This is a genomic window from Georgenia sunbinii (genome assembly GCF_036421875.1).
Lineage (GTDB): Bacteria > Actinomycetota > Actinomycetes > Actinomycetales > Actinomycetaceae > Georgenia_B > Georgenia_B sunbinii.
The window spans coordinates 519,966-536,857 of record NZ_JAZGOL010000003.1 but is presented as its reverse complement, the minus strand read 5'-3'; the positions used below and the strand labels follow the sequence as shown (position 1 = coordinate 536,857).

The window sequence follows — 16,892 nt, the reverse complement described above, 5'->3', positions numbered from 1 at the left end:
CCGGCTCACCGGTGAGGCCCGGGACCGGGTGCGGGCACTGAGCCCGGCCGCTGCAGGGCCGCGACTGCCCGGCGATCGACGAGGGCGGCCAGGTCGCCGTCGTCGTCGACGCGCCGGTGGGCGAACGGGTCGTCCGTGACCGGGACCGGCGCGTGCCGGTCGTGAGCAGCTGGCGCGAGCTGCCCGGGCTCAGCGACGGGTGAGGAAGACCTGCAGCGAGAGCGGCTCGAGGGTGGCGGTGGCGCCGGGACGGACCGCCGCGGGCAGCGTGCCGTTGTCGATGGTCGGCTGCCGCTCCCAGCCGGAGTCCCACATGAGCACGTAGTCGTCGCCGCGCCCCTCGGGGAGGGTGACGACCTGCTCCGTGAGGCTGCCGTTGACGACGAGCACGAGGTCCGCGCCGTGCGAGTGCCCCGAGCGCACCATCTGCAGCACCCGGGTGTGCGGGTCGTGCCAGCGCTCGGAGTCCATCGGCCGGGCGTCTGCGGTGAACCACGCGAGGTCGGGCAGCGCGTCGTCCTCCCGGTGCTGGCCGGAGGCGAAGAAGTCCGGCCGCAGCACCGGGTGCTCCCGGCGCAGCCGCAGCAGGTAGCGCGTGGTCTGCAGCAGGTCGTGCTGCCAGTCGGCGAGGTCCCAGTCCACCCAGGAGATCTCGTTCTCCTGGCAGTAGGCGTTGTTGTTGCCGTGCTGGGTGCGGCCGAGCTCGTCGCCGGCGGTGATCATCGGGGTGCCGGCCGACAGCAGCATGGTGCCCATGAGGTTGCGGATGGACCGGCGTCGCGCCCGCACGATGTCGTGCGCGAGCGGGTGCTCGGCCTCCCCGCTGCCGGCGCCGCGCGCCGCGACCGGGCCCTCGACCCCGTGGTTCCACGAGCGGTTGTCGTTCGTCCCGTCGCGGTTGTCCTCGCCGTTGGCCTCGTTGTGCTTGTCGTTGTAGGAGACCAGGTCGGCCATCGTGAAGCCGTCGTGGGCGGTGACGTAGTTGATGCTCGCCGACGGCGCGCGGTGGCCCGGTGGGCCACCGACCGCGAAGAGGTCGGCCGAGCCGGCGAGCCGGGTGGCGAGGTCGCGCAGGTCCTGCCCGGTGCCGCCGGAGACCCCGGTGGCCGGGTCGGCGAGCCAGAAGGTCCGCGCGGCGTCGCGGAACCGGTCGTTCCACTCGGCCATCGGTGCCGGGAACTGCCCGGTGCGCCAGCCGGCGGGGCCCAGGTCCCACGGCTCGGCGATCCGCTTGGTGGTGGACAGCACCGGGTCGGTGTCCATCGCGACGAAGAACGGGTGGTCGGGGGTGAACTCGGCGGCGTTGCGCCCCATGGTGGTGGCCAGGTCGAACCGGAAGCCGTCGACGCCGATCTGCTGCACCCAGTACCGCAGCGAGTCGAGGGTGAGCGCCACCACCTGGGTGCGGCGGAAGTCCAACGAGTTGCCGCAGCCGGTGACGTCCACGAGGCGGGCGGGGTGCATGCCGTCGTGCAGGTAGTAGCCGGCGCTGTCCAGGCCGCGCAGGCCGAGCACCGGGCCGTCGGCGCCGCCCTCGGCCGAGTGGTTGTAGACGACGTCGAGCAGCACCTCGAGGCCGGCGTCGTGGAGGATCGAGACCATCCCGCGGACCTCGTCGAGCACCGCCGCCGGGCCGCGTGCCTGCGCCTCCTCGGTGGCGTAGGTCGGCTCGGGGGCGAAGAAGCTCAGCGTGTTGTAGCCCCAGTAGTTCGTCCGGCCCTGCGCGACGAGGAACGGCTCGTCGTTGCGGGCGTGGATGGGCAGCAGCTCGACGGTGGTCACCCCCAGCGATCGCAGGTGGGCGACGGTCACCGGGTGCGCGAGCCCCGCGTAGGTGCCCCGCAGGTGCTCGGGCACCCCGGGCAGCCGCATCGTCAGGCCGCGCACGTGCGCCTCGTAGACGACCGTGCGGTCCCACGGCACGTGGGGGCGGTCGCTGACCGGGACGGTCGGCGGCTCCTCGACGACGACGCCGTGGCGCACGTGAGGCGCCGAGTCCGCGTCGCTGCGCGGCCGGCCGTCGAGCGGCTCGAACCCCGCCGACACCTGCTGCCCGAAGACGGCGGGCACCAGCTCGAACTCACCCACGACGGCGCGGGCGTACGGGTCCAGCAGCAGCTTCGCGGGGTTGTGCCGCAGCCCGCCGTCGGGGTCCCAGCGGCCGTGGGCGCGCAACCCGTAACGCTGCCCGGCGCGGACGCCGGGGACGTGCCCCTGCCACACCCCGCGCGGGCCGCGGTGCAGCCGGAACCGGCGCTCGGTGAGCTCGCCGGCCCGGTCGAGGTCGAGCAGGCACAGGTCCACCGCCTCGGCGTGGCCGGCGATGACCGCGACGTCCACCCCGGTCGCGGTCAGGTGCGCACCGAGTCGCACGGGACGGGTGGTGAGCGGCTCGGCCGGCGCGGCGAGGGGGCCGGGCACCGGATCGGTGCCGGCCGGCGGCGGGGTGTCGGGGCGGGTAGTGGTCATGGCTGGAAGATTCTCCCACGGCCGGCAGGTCGGCCGGCCACCATCGGCGTTCGCGGTCGGCACGTCTCTGGTGGCAGGCTGGGGCCATGAGGATCGTCGTCTGCGTCAAGCATGTCCCCGATGTCCAGTCCGACCGAGCCCTGGACGACGACGGCCGCACCGTCCGTGGTGAGGACGACGTGCTCGGCGAGCTCGACGAGAACGCCGTCGAGGCCGCCGTCAGCCTCGTCGAGGCGCACGGCGGCGAGGTCGTCGCGCTGACCATGGGCCCGGAGGGCGCCGCCGACGCGGTCCGCCGCGCTCTGCAGATGGGCGCCGACCGCGCGGTCCACGTCACCGACGACGCGCTGGCGGGCGCCGACGTCGTCGCTACCGCCCGCGTGCTGGGCGCCGCGATCGACGCGATCGCCGTCGACGGGCCGGTCGACCTCGTCGTCACCGCGATGGCCTCGTCGGACGGGCTCACCGCGATGCTGCCGACCGCGCTGGCGACCGTGCTGGACCTGCCGCAGCTGACCCTGGCGAGCGAGCTGACGGTCGAGGGCAGCCTGGTGCGCACCCGCCGGGACATCGGCGACGCCGTCGAGGTCGTCGAGGCGCTGCTGCCGGCGCTGGTCTCGGTCACCGACCAGGCCAACGAGCCGCGGTACCCCAACTTCCGGGCGATCATGGGCGCGCGGAAGAAGAAGGTGGTGACGTGGTCGCTCGCCGACCTCGCCGTGGACGCGCCAACAGCCGGGACTACGGTGGTCAGCGCTTCCGCCCGCCCGGCCCGCGAGGCCGGCCAGATCGTCACCGACTCCGGCGACGGCGGCACCGCGCTGGCCGCCTTCCTCGTCGACGCCAAGCTCGTCTGATCCCCTGACCCGAGAGGCCACCGTGACCCAGGCACCCGTGCTCGTCGTCGTCGACCACGTCGACGGCGCACCGACTGTTCCCAGCACCGAGCTGCTCACCGCCGCCCGCGAGATCGCCGGCGGGGCACCCGTCGAGGCGGTCTGGCTGGGGGAGGCGGCGCCCGACGATGCCGCCCGCGACCAGCTGGGCCGGTTCGGCGCGGCCACCGTCCACCTGCCGCGGCTCGGCGGGCTCGCCCCGCAGCTGACCGCGGTGGCGGTCGACGCCGTCCACGCCGTCGTCGGCGCTGCCCGGCCGCAGGCGGTGCTCGTCGTGTCGAGCTTCGCCGGCAAGGAGCTGGCGGCCGGCCTGGCCGTGCGGCTCGGCTCCGGCGCGGTGGTGGATGCCCGCGGGTTGACCCGCGGTGACGGCGGCGGGCTGGTGGCGAGCAAGACGGCCTTCGCGGCTACCTGGGACACCGAGTGCACCGTCACCCGCGGAGTGCCGGTGATCGCGTTGGAGCCCACCGCCGTCACGGCCGAGCCGGCGCCGGTGCCAGGCGCTGCCGAGCCGGTTCCGGTCGAGGTGACCTTCACCGACCGCGCCCGCGCGGTGCGGGTCGTCGAGCGGGTCGAGCACCCGCGCAGCGGCGGCGTGGCGCTGACCGAGGCGACGACCGTCGTCGTCGGCGGCCGGGGCACCGACGGCGACTTCACCGCGGTCGAGGAGCTCGCCGAGCTGCTCGGTGGTGCGGTGGGCGCCACCCGGGACGTCACGGACGAGGGCTGGCGGGACCACTCGGCGCAGGTCGGGCAGACCGGTGTGACGGTCGCGCCGCGGCTCTACATCGGCGCCGGGGTCTCCGGCGCCGTGCACCACACGGTCGGGATGCGGGCCGCGCAGACGGTCGTCGCGATCAACACCGACCCGGAGGCGCCGATCTTCGAGATCGCCGACTTCGGCGTCGTCGGCGCCCTCGAGGACGTCCTGCCGCAGGCCATCGAGGCGCTCCGCACCCACCTCGGCCGCTGACGAAAGGAGCCGCACCGGCGTCGACGCCCGTGCGGCTCCTGCCGAGCGTGGGTCGCGTCAGCTGGCGTGGAGGATGTCGACGACGAAGACGAGCGTCGAGTTCGGCGGGATGGTGCCCTGGTCCGCCTCGCCGTAGCCCAGCTCCGGCGGGATGACGAGCAGCACCTGGCTGCCGACGGTCTGGCCCTCGAGACCGTTCTCCCAGCCCTCGATCACCTGACCGGCACCCACCGGCACCGGGAAGGGCGCGCCGCGCTCCCACGAGGAGTCGAACGGGGTGCCGTCCCACAGCCAGCCGCTGTAGTGGACCTGCACCGTGTCGCCCTCTTCGACGACCTTGCCGTCGCCCACGATGGTCGGCTCGACGACCAGCTCGGTCGGCACCTCGCCGTCGGCGGCCTCGATGCTCGGCTCGCCGGACTCGGCGAGGGTGACCACCGGCAGGCCGTCGACCGGGTCGGCGGCGGCGCCCTCGGCCCGCGCCGGGGCACGGTCGAGCACCTCGATGCTCATGACCGACGTCGCGGCCTCGCCGGGCACCGCGTAGAGCACCCGGGCGCCGACCTGCTGGCCGGTGAGCACCTCGACGAGGGCCGGCATGGTGTTGCCGCCGAGCACGAGCGGGTCCTGCCGCTCGGCGGCGTAGGTGGACTCCACGACCTCGCCGCTGGTGCCGTCGACCGCGACGAAGTTCACCAGCGCGATGTCGCCGGCCTCGAGGGTCTCGCCATCGCCCGGGGTCGTGACGTGCGCGGCGGGACCGGAGATCTCCAGGGGCGTCTCGAAGCTGACGGTCGGCTCGGCGCCCGCCTCGCCCTCGACGGTGACCGCCTCGAGCAGCTCGGTGTCCTCGGGCGTGGTGCCGGTGGGCGCCTCGGTGGCGGTCGCCGACGGCGTCTCCTCCGAGCCGGGCTCGGGGTCGCCGCTGCAGGCGGCGAGCAGCAGGAGGGCAGCCAGCGTGGTGGCGGCATACGTGACGGATCGGCGCACAGGGTGTCCTTCAGGTGGGTCGGGTACGGATGAGCGAGCCGGACGGCGCACATCGACCGGGACAGCCTACGGGTGGTTCCTGGGAGTTGGGTGGGAGCGTCCGTAGACTCGGCCGGGTGAACGGCCACTACCTCGACCACGCGGCGACGACATCGGTGCGCCCGGAGGCCGCCGCGGTGCACGGTGACGAGCTGGCCCGCGGCGGCAACCCCTCGTCCACGCACGCGGCCGGCCGCGACGCCCGGCGGCGGCTGGAGGAGGCCCGCGAGGAGCTCGCCGCCGCCCTCGGAGCACAGCCCGCCGAGGTGCTGTTCACCGCCGGTGGCACCGAGGCCGACAACCTCGCCGTCAAGGGCGCCGTCTACGCGCACCCCGCTGCGCGGCCCCGGCTGCTGGTGTCCGCGGTCGAGCACCACGCCGTGCTCGACGCCGCGACCTGGCTGGCGGAGCGCGGCCACGCCGACGTCGGGCTGCTGCCGGTGACCGCAAGCGGCGCCGTCGACCTCGCCGCCGCAGCCGAGCTCGTCGGTGACGGGCGCGACCTCGCGCTGGTGTCGGTGATGTGGGCGAACAACGAGACCGGTGTCGTTCAGCCGGTCGAGGGTGTCGTGGCGCTCGCGGCCGGCGCCCCGGTGCACTCCGACGCGGTCCAGGCGGTGGCCTACCTGCCGGTCGACTTCGCCGCCAGCGGGCTCGCGGCGATGAGCGTCACCGGCCACAAGCTCGGCGGGCCGGTGGGAGCCGGTGCGCTGCTCGCGCGTCGAGACCTCGCGCTGGCGCCGGTCCACCACGGCGGTGGCCAGGAGCGCGGGGTGCGGTCCGGGACGCTCGACGTCGCCGGGGCTCGGGCACTGGCCCGCGCGGTGAGCCTGGCGGTGGCCGAGCGAGCCGCCGAGGCGCGACGGGTCGCCGCGCTGCGGGACCGGCTGGTCGCCGGGGCGCTGGCCGCCGTGCCCGGACTTCACCTCACCGGTGCCGCCACCGACCGGTTGCCGCAGGTCGCGCACCTGACCATCGACGACGCCGAGTCCGAGTCCCTGCTGTTCGCGCTCGACGTCGCCGGCATCAACGCCTCGGCGGGCTCCGCCTGCCAGGCCGGCGTCGAGCAGGGCTCCTTCGTGCTCGTCGCGATGGGCTACCCCGAGCGCGCCGCGGGCTCGGCGCTGCGCCTCTCCCTCGGTCGCACCTCGACCGACGCCGACGTCGACGCCGTGCTCGCCGCCCTGCCCGAGGCGGTCTCCCGGTCGCGCGCCGCCGCGGCCACCCGCCGCGTGCCACGATGAGAGTGGCCTGGCGGTGACCCCGCCGGCCGTCGCACCACCGAGGACGCCCGCACCGCACCGGATCGTCGCCCGGGCCTGGCGCACCGTCACCGGCTATCACCGCACCTTCCTCGGCGCGGTACTCCTCGTGCAGGTCGCCACCGCGGCTGTGCTCTCCCCGGCCGTCGTGCTGCTGCTGCGGGCCGCGCTGGCGGCTGCGGGCGTGCGGGCGCTGACCGAGGCGAGCCTGGGCCAGCTGCTCCGTGACCCGGTGGCGGTGCTCCTCCTGCTGCTGCTCGCCGCGGTGGCGAGCGCCGGCCTGCTGGTCGGGCAGGGCGTGGTCGTCCTCCTCGCCCGCGACGCCCGCACGGGCAGCGCCCCGGACCTGCGGCGGGCGCTACGGGAGCTGGCGGGGGTCGTCCGCCGGCTGCTCGGCCTGCAGCTCCTGCTGTTCGCCGGCTACGCGTTCGTCCTCGTCCCGCTGGGGAACCTCGAGGTCGCCGCGTTCCTCACCCGCGGCGTCGAGCTGCCGCCGTTCATCGCGTCCGAGCTGCGCAAGACCCCGCTCGGCACGGCGGCCTGGATGACCGGGCTGGTGACCGTGCTCTACGTCAACGTCCGGCTCGCGCTCACCCCAGCCGTGCTGCTCACCGGCTCCGTCGGCGTCGCCGGGGCGCTCGCGCGCAGCTGGCGCCTCACCCGCCGCCAGAGCTGGCGGATCCTCGTCATCGTCGGCGGGGCGTGGCTGGCGTCGGCAGCGGTGCTCGGCGGCGCGACCGTCGTCGCGCTCGCGGTGGTCCGGCTCGGCGAGTCGCTGTGGCCGGCCGCCGCGCCGGTGGTGGCGACGGCAGCGGTCACCGGTGTCCAGCTGCTCGTGCTGCTCGTCGCCGCCACCGTCATCGCCGTCGTCACCCTCAGCCTGCTCACCCTCGCGGCGCCGCACGCCGGCCCGGCCGCCCGACCGGTGGCGCCGCGACCGGCCGCGTCGGCGTGGTCACGCGTCGTCGTCGCCGTCGTGGTGCTCGGGGTCATGGCAGTGACGACGACGACGAGCCTCGCCGTCGTCCGTGGCGCCGAACGCACCGGGACGACGGCGGTGGTCGCGCACCGCGGGGTCACCGACGCCGCCGTGGAGAACACCCTCGAGTCGCTGGCGGCCGCCGCCGAGCTCGGGGTCGACCAGGTCGAGCTCGACGTCCAGCAGAGCGGCGACGGCGGGATCGTCGTCGTGCACGACACCAACCTGCGGCGGATCGCCGGGGTCGACCGCGCGGTGCCCGACATGACCACCGCCGAGCTCACCGCCACGGTGGTCAGCCAGGGCGGGCACCGGTCGCGGATCCCGTCCTTCGAGGAGTTCGCGGCGCTGGCCGCCGAGCTCGACGTCGCGCTGCTGGTCGAGCTCAAGACCCACGGCCGGGAGCACGGGGACTACCTCGGGGATGTTGCCGAGGTGCTGCGCCGCCACGACCTCCTCGCCGGCTCCCGGCTGCAGTCCTTCGACCGGGCGGTGGTCGAGGACGCCGTGGACCGTTTCCCGGACCTCACCGTGGGCTGGGTGGTCGCCTTCTACCGCGGCCGGCTGGACCCGGGCGACGCCGACTTCGTCGCCCTGGAGCAATCGTCGTTCGCGCCGAGGATGCTGCGTGAGGCGCGCGAGGCGGGCGTGGAGCTGTTCCTGTGGACGGTCTCCGACGCCGCCGCGGTCCGCCAGCACACCCGGGCGGGCGTCGACGGTCTCATCACCGGCTCCCCGGCGATGGCGCTGCGGGAACGGGCACGGGTCGACTCGGGGACGAGCCTCGCGGACCGGCTGACCGACGAGCTGCGCGGGCTCGCGGGATGGTGGTGACGGCGCGGCACTCGCCCGCGCTGCGGCGCGCGTGGCCGCAGGAGTACCGTGGGCCCGGAGCGATGTCATGGACGATCTTGCGGTGCAGGTGGTGGCGGCACGAGCGGCGTACTCCCGCGGGGACTGGTCCGCCGCCTACCGAGGCCTGAGCCGGGCGCACGGCGGCGGTGCCCTCTCGACGTCCGACCTGGACCTCCTCGGCAGGGCTTCCTGGTGGGTGGGGCAGGTCCGGGCGTCGCTGGCGATCTCCGAGGAGGTCTTCCACCGCCTCGAGCGCGACGGCGACGTCACCGACGCCGCGATGAAGGCCATCGACCTGGGACTGCTGTGGTTCGTCCGCGGGGACCTGGTGATCTCCTCCGGCTGGGCCAGCCGCGCCCGGCGGCTGTTGACGGGCCTCCCGGAGGCCGTCGAGCACGGCTACCTGCGCTACCTGGACGCGGCGATCGGGCTGGACTTCCGTGAGCTGGCACCGGCCCGGGAGTCGGCAGCGGCGCTGCAGGACATGGGCCGGCGGCTCCACGCGCCGCAGCTGACCTCGCTGGGACTGGTGCTGTCCGGGCTGGCCGACGTCCGCACCGGTGACCCGGCGGGCGGGTTCGCCCAGCTGGACGAGGCGATGCTGTCGGTGCTGGCGGGGCAGCTGCCGGCGCAGTGGGCCGGCGACGTGTACTGCACGGTGATCCACGTCTGTCACGACCTGGCCGACCTGTCCCGGATGCGCGCGTGGACGCGAGCCACCGAGACGTGGTGCGAGCAGTTCCGCGGCGAGGTGGTCTACTCCGGCATCTGCCGCGTCCACCGCCTCCAGCTGCGCTGCGTCGAGGGTGGCTGGACCGCGCTGGAGAGTGACGTCGAGCGCAGCGGCGCGGAGCTGGTGGGCGTCAACGACTGGGTCGCGGGGGAGGCGTACTACCAGCTCGGCGAGATCCGGCGGCTGCGCGGCGACGTTCCCGGCGCGCGCGAGGCGTACGCCCGTGCCGAGGATCTCGGCGCCGAGACGCAGCCCGGCACCGCGCTGCTCGAGCTCGCCCAGGGACGCGGGCGCGACGCCTGGTCCGGGCTGCGTGCCGCCCTGGCCGGACGGGACCGGGTGGCCGCCGCCCGGCTGCTTCGGCCCGGGGTCGAGGTGGCGCTCGCGGTGGGCCTCGTGGCAGAGGCAGCGGCGCTGTGCGAGGAGCTGGAGGCCACCGCCGTCGAGTTCGCCACCGACGGGTACCGTGCCTGGGCGGCCCACGCCCGGGCCGCGGTCCTCGTGGCGCAGCAGCGGCACGACGACGCGCTGCCGGTGCTGCGGGCCGCCGCGGTCGCCTACCGCGAGCTGCACGCCCGCTACGAGACCGCCACGATCTACGAGCTGTGGGCGTCGGCCCACACCGGGCGCGGGGACGCGGCCGCCGCGCACGCCGATCTGGCCACCGCGCTGGCCATCTACCGAGAGCTCGGCGCGCTGCCGGACGTGGCACGGCTCGACGCCCGAGCACTGCCGGGCGGGCTGACCTCGCGCGAGGCCGAGGTCCTCGGCCTCATCGCCGCCGGAGCGAGCAACCGGGACACCGCCGGGGCGCTGTTCATCAGCGAGAAGACGGTGGGCCGGCACCTGGCGAACATCTTCGCCAAGCTCGGGGTCTCCTCCCGCACCGCAGCGGCCGCCTGGGCCCACGAGCAGGGGCTGCGGCCACGCCGGTAGGTGCGCCCACGCTCCCTGCATGGTTCGCCCCAGGTGTGCTGGGCGGGATTGGGTGGTTCTCCCGATTCGCCGCGGCCTGCCGGTCCCTAGCGTTGATCACGACAGAACCGCTTGGCCCAGAAGGAGGCCGGAGATGGAGCTCACCACAGTGGCGGGCAGTGTCTCCACCGCCATCTTCGCCGCCAGCGCGATGCCGATGCTCGTCAAGGCGATCCGCACGCGCGACCTCGCCTCCTACAGCCCCGGCAACCTCCTGCTCGCGAACGCGGGCAACCTCGTGCACTCCCTCTACGTGTTCAGCCTCCCGGCGGGACCCATCTGGGCGCTGCACAGCTTCTACCTCATCACCAGCGCCCTGATGCTGGCCATGTACCTGCGCTTCGCGTCACGGGTGCACCGGCTGGGGACCGAGCACACCACGGAGATGCTTGATGACTACCAACCTGACCACCGAGGGCCCCTCGACCGCGGCCGCCAGCGTGCCGGAGCCGGCCGACGCTGAGACCGAGGCGTTGTCCGCCCGCTACCTGGAGATCCTCAACTCCAGCGCGATAGCCCTGCTCACCAGCATCGGCCACCAGGCCGGCCTGTTCGAGGTGCTTGCCACGCTGCCGCCGGCCGGCAGCGCCGAGATCGCCGCCGCCGCGAACCTCGACGAACGCTACGTCCGCGAGTGGCTCGGCGGGATGGCGGCGGCCGGGATCGTCCGCTACGAGCCCACCGCCGACAGCTACCACTTCCCGCGGTCGCACGCCGCGGTGCTCACCCGGGCCGCCGGCCCGGCCAACCTGGCCCAGCTGATGCAGTACATCCCCATGCTGGGCGCGGCGGAGCAGCGGGTGCTGGAGTGCCTGCGTCACGGTGGCGGCCTCGCCTACGCCGAGTACCCGCGGTTCCAGCGGACCATGGCCGATGAGTCGGCCACGGTCAACGACGCCGTCCTCGTGGACGGCATCCTGCCGCTGGCCGCTGAGCTCCCGGAGCGGCTCGCGGCGGGGATCGACGTCCTCGACGCCGGCTGCGGGTCCGGGCACGCGGCCAACCTCATGGCACGCGCCTATCCGAGCAGCCGGTTCACCGGCTACGACTTCTCCACCGAGGGCATCGCCACCGCACGCTCCGAGGCGGCCGCCTGGGGGCTGGCGAACGTCCGGTTCGAGGTCGCCGACCTGGCCACGATCCGAGACCGCCGGCAGTACGACCTGGTGACGGCGTTCGACGCCGTCCACGACCAGGCGCACCCTGCCCTCGTGCTGGCCAACGTCCGGTCGTCCCTGCGGCCGGGCGGGGTGTTCCTCATGGTGGACATCAAGGCGTCCAGCAACCTCGAGGACAACGTCGCGCTGCCGTGGGGCAGCTACCTGTACACCGTCTCGATGTTCCACTGCATGAGCGTCTCCCTCGGGCTCGGTGGCGCGGGCCTGGGCACGGTGTGGGGGACCCAGCTGGCCGAGCAGATGCTCGGGGAGGCCGGGTTCGGGCAGGTGGAGGTGCTCGACGTGGCGTCGGACCCGTTCAACGCCTACTTCGTGGCGCGCCCGTAGCCGGGGCCACCACACGGCCGCGATCCGCTGAGAGGATGAACCATGCCCTCTCGTGTCACGCTCCTGCTCGGCAAGCCGCCCCGGCCCGGGACGCTCCTCGCCGAGGTTGCCGACGAGCTCGAGACCCGTGGCCTCACGGTGACGGTCCGGCTGCCGCACGAGGAGCCGGTCGAGGCGGCCGACCTCGCGGCGGAGTCGCTCGTCGTCCACCGGGGGCTGAACGGCTCGGTGACCTCCGTGCTCGGGGAGCTGCACCACCGCGGCGTTCCGCTGTGCAACCCGTGGCCAGCAGACCGGCTGCTGCGCGACCGGCGTTCCTGGCAGGCGGCGCTGGCCGCTGCCGAGGTCCCGCTGCCGCCATCCATCACGGTGGAGCGGTGGCCCGACGTGCTGGCTCGCGCCGGGACCCAGCAGGTCGTGGCCAAAGCCTTCGCCGGCCCGGGACGCGGGACACAGGTGGTCACCGGCACCGGTCGCACGCTGCCGCGCGATGCGCCGTTCCCCGGACCGTACCTCGTCGAGCAGCGGCTGCCTGCTGACGGCACCGACCGCAAGCTCTACCTGGCGGGGCGCGTGGTGCGCGGGCTGCTCAAGGCCTCCACCCTCGAGGGCCGGCACACGACGTCGGGCACGCCCTTCGAGCCCGACGCCGTCCAGGTGGACCTTGCGCTGCGGGTCCAGCGGGCGCTCGGGGCCCATCTGATCGGGGTGGACCTGCTGCACACGCCCACCGGTCCGGTGGTCGTCGACGTCAACGGGTTCCCGGGGTTCCGTGGGGTGCCGGGGGCGGTGCCACTGGTGACCGAGCACATCCTGGAGCACGTGGCCGGCCCCTCCGCCGGCTGACCGCGCGCACGGAGCCTCACGGCTGAGTAGCGGCCCGGTGCAGCAGGTCCGCGGCGACGGTCCGCCAGCGGGGACGGAAGGCGTAGACCCCGGCGAGGCGCAGCCGGGTGGCCCGGGCGTAGGCGGCGACCCGCGCAGCCGGCAGTCGGGCGTCGAGACCGGCGAGGAAGCCGTCGCGCGCCGCAGCGGCGAGCTCCGCGGTCAGCAGGCCCTGGGCCTGCCGCAGCTCGAGGTGCACGAGGAGGTTCGCGACGTCGAGCGCCCGCTCGCCGACGGCGAGGGTGTCGACGTCGATCATGCCGACGGTCCCGTCGTCGTCGAGCAGCAGCTGCTTGTCGTGCAGGTCGCGGTGGAGCACGCCGAGCACCGGGTCGCGGTCATCGGCGGCCAGGTCGGCCGTCACCCGCTCGCCGGCCCGGGCGACGAGGTCGGCGTCGAGCAGGCCGTGGCCGACGGCGGGGTGCAACCAGGCGGCCGCCGCGTCGAGCTCGTCCGTGGCGCCGTGGCGGGCGCTCACCTGCGCCACCGGCGCGTCGTGCAGGTGCGCGACCGCCCGGCCCGCGGCGCGCCACGCGGCCCGCGCCTCGTCAGCCGTCCAGCCGGCGGCGGCGCCGAGGTCGTGCAACGTCCGGCCGGGCACGACGCTCCACCGCAGCACTCCGCGCGCCAGCCCCGACTCGTCGAGCAGCCGTGGGACGGGGACGTCGTCGCCGATCAGCGTGGCGACCAGGCCGCCGCGCCGGGCGAGGTCCGCCGCCTTGCTCGGCCGGACCACCTTGACGAACTCGCGGGGGGTGCCGTCGGCGCCGGCCAGCCGCACGACGGCGCGCCGCCCCGGCCGATGGGCGATCAGCTGGGCGCCGTCACGGGCGAGCAGCTCGGGCAGCGCGCCCAGCCGGGCGTCCGCGCCGGCCGGCTGCAGCAGCACGTCCCCGGCCACCTTCGCCGCCTCGGGTGCCTTGGCGGCGGCCGCCGCGAGCGCGGCAGGGTCGGCGAACCACTGCGCCGCGACGGTGGCGCCGTCGTCGGCCGCCAGCTCGGCGAGGGCATGGCCGGTGCCGCGCGGCCACGCCCGGACGAGCCGGTAGCGCAGCTCGCCGTCGAACACGACGTCGGGCAGCCGCCGGACGTCGTGGCCAGCGGCCTGGCGCGCCCGGCGCGGAGGTGCGACGGGCTGCGCAGCCGCTGCGCCGTCGTCGGCCGAGACGGACCGCCACGCATTGACGGGCCCGTGGGCACTCATGTGCTCAACCCCGTCGACACGGCCACGAGACCGGCCACGCCGGCGGGCCAGCCGGGCAGGTGCTGCCGGAACGGCTCGGTGGCTCGCTGCAGCACGGCGGCGGCGCAGTGCAGACGCAGCCGGTCGAGGCACGGCCGGCCCCCGGCGGCGGTGTAGCCCGCGAGCAGCGGGGCGAGCACGTCGCGCGGGTCGCCCGGCTCGGCACCGGCGGCGACCAGCGCGCCGTACCAGGACGCGAGGTCGGCGACCGGGTCGTCGAGCCCGACCCGGTCGAGGTCGACGACGGTCACCGCCGGCTGGCCTGGCTCGGCCGGCGTCCCCGGCCCGGTGCCACCCGCGGCCGCGGCGAGGTCGGGCCGGACGATGACCTGGTCGGCGGAGAAGTCCCCGTGCACCACCCGGGAGCCGTCGCCGCCGCGGAGGCCGGCGCGCACCCGTTCGGCGACGGTGCGGGCCTCGGCCGCGAGCTCTGGCGCGACGGACCGTACCGCGGCGACGGCGGCGGCCAGGCCGGCGGCCCGGTCCACCGGAACGAGCCCGTCGGTGGCCGGCTGGCGGTGCACGTCGGCCAGCACGCCGCCGGCGCGGGCCCAGAGGTCGGCGACGCCGTCGCCGGCGAGCCGGTCGAGCGGGGTGCCCGGCAGCCAGGCGCTGGTGACGACGCCGCGTCGCTGGTGCACCGAGGTCACCCTCGACACCGGCAGGCCGCGCAGGGCGTGGTAGCCGGCGAGCAGGCCGGGCAACGTGGCGGGCCGGTGCACCTTCACCAGGGACGGCGGTGCGTCGGTGCGGTCCTGGCGGGCCACCCAGCGTCGTCCCGGCTTGTAGACGAGGGGGGACGTCGTGCGGTCGGCGTGCCGCAGCACCCGCCGTACCCCGGGCAGGTGCCGGTCGGCCGTGACGTCGGTGAGCGCGACGCCGAGCCGGGGGTCGAGCACCGCGCCGAGACCGACGTCGTCGGCCTCACCGGCCCGGCGCACCTTGGTGAGCTTGTCGGGCGCAGCGGGCCCGAGGGCGAGCGCCTGCGCCGCGACGGTCGCGCCGTCGTCGGCGGTGAGCACCAGCCCCGCGACGAGCGAGGTGCCGGGCTTGTACCGCAGGTAGGTGACGCGGGCGGCGACGGCGCCCCAGCCCGGCGCGAGCCGCTGGACCAGGTCGAGCGGGCGGAGCACCTCGGCCAGTCCGGGGACGGCCGGGTCGGCGGCGGCCAGCCGCTGGTCAGCCGATGCGACGGCGGTCATGGGGCTCCTCGTCGGGGTCGTGGGGCTCGTGGGGCTCGTCGGTCTCGGTGGGCTCGGCGGGTTCGGCGGGCTCGGCGGGGTCCGGCACCGCGACCAGCCGACGGTGCCGCTCCGGGTCCAGCATGGTCAGCCGAGAGCCGGCCGCGGCGAGCAGGTCCTGCGGCCGGCCGTGCTCGACGACCCGGCCACGCTCGAGGACGATGACCTCGTCACAGCTGACGGCGTCGGCCAGGGTGTGGGTGATGACGACGGTCGTGCGGCCCTCCGCGAGCCGGTCGATCGCCTCGAGCACCTCGGCGGAGTTCTTCGGGTCCAGACCGGTCGTGGCCTCGTCGAGGATGATGATCGAGGCGTTGCGCAGCATGGCGCGAGCGATGGCGATGCGTTGGCGCTGCCCGCCGGAGAGGGTCTCGCCGCGCTCGCCGACGCCGGTCTGGTACCCGTCGGGCAGCCGGCAGATGAACTCGTGGGCGTTGGCCGACCGCGCGGCCTGCTCGACCTCCTCCGGGGTGGCGCCGGGACGGCCCATCTCGATGTTCTCCGCGATGGTGCCCTGGAACAGCACCGACTCCTGGAGCACGACGGCTACGTGGGCCCGCAGCGACTCGATGGTCACGTCGCGCAGGTCGTGGCCGTCGAGCTTGACGGCCCCGCTCACCGGGTCCTGCAGCCGCAGCAGCAGGCTGGCCAGCGTCGACTTGCCGGAGCCGGAGTGGCCGACGACGGCGACCTTCCGCCCGGGCAGGATGCGCAGCGTGACGTCGTCCAGCGCCCGGTCGGTCCCGGTGTAGGAGGCGGTGACGTGCTCGAGCCGGATCTCGCCGGCCAGCCGGGTGATCCCGTACGCCTTCGCCGAGTCGGTGATGTCCTGCTCGGTGTGCATGAGGTCGAGGATGCGCTCGCCGGAGGCTGCCGCCTTGGCGATGCGCCCGGTGTACTTGGCGAGGTCGCGCATCGGCTTGAAGGCGCCCTTGAGGTAGGTGGTGAAGACGACGAGCTCGCCGGGGCTGAGGTTGCCGCGCACCACCGACCAGCCGCCGATGAGGAGCACCGCGCCGGTGGCGATGCCGACGAGCACGTCGGTCTTGCGCTCGAGGGCGGCCGAGAGCCGGGTGGCCTTGACGCCCTGGGTGAGCTCCTGGTTGTTCGACGCCGCGAAGCTCTCCTCGAGGCGCCCGGCCAGCGAGTAGGCCTGGACGACCTTGATCGCGCCCAGCGACTCGCCGGCGGCGCCGGCGAGGTCGCCCTCCCGGCGGCGCTGGACGCGGGAGGCGGAGGTGATCTTGCGGGTGGAGCGCGAGGAGGACATCGCGAAGAACGGGAAGGCGGCGAGCACGACGAGCGCGAGGCGCCAGTCGAGGATGAACATCACGGTGAGCATCGCCAGCAGGGTGAAGACGTTGCCGAGCAGCGGCATCGCGGCGGTGACGGCGACGTCGCGCAGCCGGCCGACGTCGGCGATCAGCCGGGTGATGAGGTCGCCGCCCCGTGCCGAGCCGTGGAAGCGCAGCGACAGCCGCAGCACGTGGGAGTAGACCTGCGCACGGACCGAGGTCATCGCGCGGGTGCCGGCGAGCGCGAAGAACACCGTCATGAGGTAGGACGCCAGCGCGCGGAGGCCGGCGACGGCCACGACAGCCACCGCGCACAGCACGAGCACCCGGAGGATCCCGGGGTCCTGGGCGGCGCCGGGGGCGATGACGGCGTCGATGACGAAGCTCAGCGGCCAGGGCTGCAGGAGCCGGAAGGCCACCTCGAAGAAGAGCGCGACGAACCCCCCGGCGACGATCGCACGGTGCGGCCGCAGGTGGGGGCGCAGGAAGGAGTAGATCCGGCGCAGCGAGGGCAGGATCGACTTGAGCTCCTCGGTCGGCTTCTTCGCCATC

13 protein-coding genes are annotated in these 16,892 nt (G+C 75.0%); 8 read left to right on the top strand and 5 right to left on the bottom strand.

Features of this window, described 5'->3' with window-relative positions:
• Nucleotides 1-189: 189 nt before the first annotated feature.
• Nucleotides 190-2,469: a glycogen debranching protein GlgX gene (gene glgX, locus V2J52_RS10330; protein ID WP_331227601.1), complete on the bottom strand. Its 2,280-nt coding sequence runs from the start codon at nt 2,467-2,469 to the stop codon at nt 190-192.
• Nucleotides 2,470-2,555: 86 nt separating this feature from the next.
• On the opposite strand from glgX, the gene V2J52_RS10325 reads away from it, so the two are divergent.
• A complete protein-coding gene (locus V2J52_RS10325) occupies nt 2,556-3,326 on the top strand; it encodes an electron transfer flavoprotein subunit beta/FixA family protein (RefSeq protein WP_331227600.1) in 771 nt (256 codons plus the stop codon).
• A gap of 22 nt (nt 3,327-3,348) precedes the next feature.
• Nucleotides 3,349-4,338 carry an electron transfer flavoprotein subunit alpha/FixB family protein gene (locus tag V2J52_RS10320; protein WP_331227599.1) on the top strand — a complete coding sequence of 330 codons (990 nt, stop codon included), beginning with the start codon at nt 3,349-3,351 and terminating at the stop codon, nt 4,336-4,338.
• A 57-nt stretch (nt 4,339-4,395) separates the two neighbouring features.
• Here the strand turns inward: V2J52_RS10320 and V2J52_RS10315 are convergent, their stop codons facing one another.
• Nucleotides 4,396-5,328 carry an FKBP-type peptidyl-prolyl cis-trans isomerase gene (locus tag V2J52_RS10315; protein WP_331227598.1) on the bottom strand — a complete coding sequence of 311 codons (933 nt, stop codon included), beginning with the start codon at nt 5,326-5,328 and terminating at the stop codon, nt 4,396-4,398.
• Nucleotides 5,329-5,444: 116 nt separating this feature from the next.
• Between V2J52_RS10315 and V2J52_RS10310 the strand changes: the two genes are divergently transcribed.
• The 6 genes from V2J52_RS10310 to V2J52_RS10285 all read left to right on the top strand — a co-directional run bounded on the left by V2J52_RS10310 (nt 5,445) and on the right by V2J52_RS10285 (nt 12,522).
• On the top strand, nt 5,445-6,611 hold the full coding sequence (locus tag V2J52_RS10310; RefSeq protein ID WP_331227597.1) for a cysteine desulfurase family protein: 1,167 nt from the start codon (nt 5,445-5,447) through the stop codon (nt 6,609-6,611).
• A 13-nt stretch (nt 6,612-6,624) separates the two neighbouring features.
• Complete coding sequence (locus V2J52_RS10305) at nt 6,625-8,442, top strand: glycerophosphoryl diester phosphodiesterase membrane domain-containing protein (protein ID WP_331227596.1); 1,818 nt, start codon at nt 6,625-6,627, stop codon at nt 8,440-8,442.
• 67 nt (nt 8,443-8,509) lie between these two features.
• A complete protein-coding gene (locus V2J52_RS10300; protein WP_331227595.1) occupies nt 8,510-10,132 on the top strand; it encodes a LuxR C-terminal-related transcriptional regulator in 1,623 nt (540 codons plus the stop codon).
• Between the two features lie 133 nt (nt 10,133-10,265).
• The gene (locus V2J52_RS10295; RefSeq protein ID WP_331227594.1) at nt 10,266-10,634 is read left to right on the top strand and encodes a hypothetical protein; all 369 of its coding nucleotides are present in this window, start codon (nt 10,266-10,268) and stop codon (nt 10,632-10,634) included.
• On the top strand, nt 10,564-11,676 hold the full coding sequence (locus V2J52_RS10290) for a class I SAM-dependent methyltransferase (protein ID WP_331227593.1): 1,113 nt from the start codon (nt 10,564-10,566) through the stop codon (nt 11,674-11,676). Before V2J52_RS10295 ends, V2J52_RS10290 begins: the two co-directional genes overlap by 71 nt.
• Nucleotides 11,677-11,718: 42 nt before the next feature.
• Nucleotides 11,719-12,522 carry an ATP-grasp domain-containing protein gene (locus V2J52_RS10285; protein WP_331227592.1) on the top strand — a complete coding sequence of 268 codons (804 nt, stop codon included), beginning with the start codon at nt 11,719-11,721 and terminating at the stop codon, nt 12,520-12,522.
• A gap of 16 nt (nt 12,523-12,538) precedes the next feature.
• On the opposite strand, the gene V2J52_RS10280 is transcribed toward V2J52_RS10285, so the two are convergent.
• The 3 genes from V2J52_RS10280 to V2J52_RS10270 are packed head-to-tail and all read right to left on the bottom strand — an operon-like array spanning nt 12,539 to nt 16,891.
• Nucleotides 12,539-13,765, bottom strand: a complete 1,227-nt coding sequence (locus tag V2J52_RS10280; protein WP_331227591.1) for a hypothetical protein — start codon at nt 13,763-13,765, stop codon at nt 12,539-12,541.
• A complete protein-coding gene (locus tag V2J52_RS10275) occupies nt 13,762-15,006 on the bottom strand; it encodes a phosphotransferase (RefSeq protein ID WP_331227590.1) in 1,245 nt (414 codons plus the stop codon). The genes V2J52_RS10280 and V2J52_RS10275 overlap by 4 nt, the downstream gene beginning before the upstream one ends.
• Nucleotides 14,984-16,891 (bottom strand): ABC transporter ATP-binding protein, encoded by a 1,908-nt coding sequence (locus V2J52_RS10270; protein ID WP_331227589.1) that lies wholly within the window; start codon nt 16,889-16,891, stop codon nt 14,984-14,986. Before V2J52_RS10270 ends, V2J52_RS10275 begins: the two co-directional genes overlap by 23 nt.
• Nucleotide 16,892: the final 1 nt, after the last annotated feature.

Excerpts from the sequence above, each read along its gene's own strand:
- V2J52_RS10275 (WP_331227590.1), bottom strand. The coding sequence starts at position 15,006 with ATGACCGCCGTCGCATCGGCTGACCAGCGGCTGGCCGCCGCCGACCCG.
- V2J52_RS10285 (WP_331227592.1), top strand. The coding sequence starts at position 11,719 with ATGCCCTCTCGTGTCACGCTCCTGCTCGGCAAGCCGCCCCGGCCCGGG.
- V2J52_RS10290 (WP_331227593.1), top strand. The coding sequence starts at position 10,564 with ATGACTACCAACCTGACCACCGAGGGCCCCTCGACCGCGGCCGCCAGC.
- glgX (WP_331227601.1), bottom strand. The coding sequence starts at position 2,469 with ATGACCACTACCCGCCCCGACACCCCGCCGCCGGCCGGCACCGATCCG.
- V2J52_RS10280 (WP_331227591.1), bottom strand. The coding sequence starts at position 13,765 with ATGAGTGCCCACGGGCCCGTCAATGCGTGGCGGTCCGTCTCGGCCGAC.
- V2J52_RS10295 (WP_331227594.1), top strand. The coding sequence starts at position 10,266 with ATGGAGCTCACCACAGTGGCGGGCAGTGTCTCCACCGCCATCTTCGCC.
- V2J52_RS10325 (WP_331227600.1), top strand. The coding sequence starts at position 2,556 with ATGAGGATCGTCGTCTGCGTCAAGCATGTCCCCGATGTCCAGTCCGAC.
- V2J52_RS10270 (WP_331227589.1), bottom strand. The coding sequence starts at position 16,891 with ATGGCGAAGAAGCCGACCGAGGAGCTCAAGTCGATCCTGCCCTCGCTG.
- V2J52_RS10300 (WP_331227595.1), top strand. The coding sequence starts at position 8,510 with ATGGACGATCTTGCGGTGCAGGTGGTGGCGGCACGAGCGGCGTACTCC.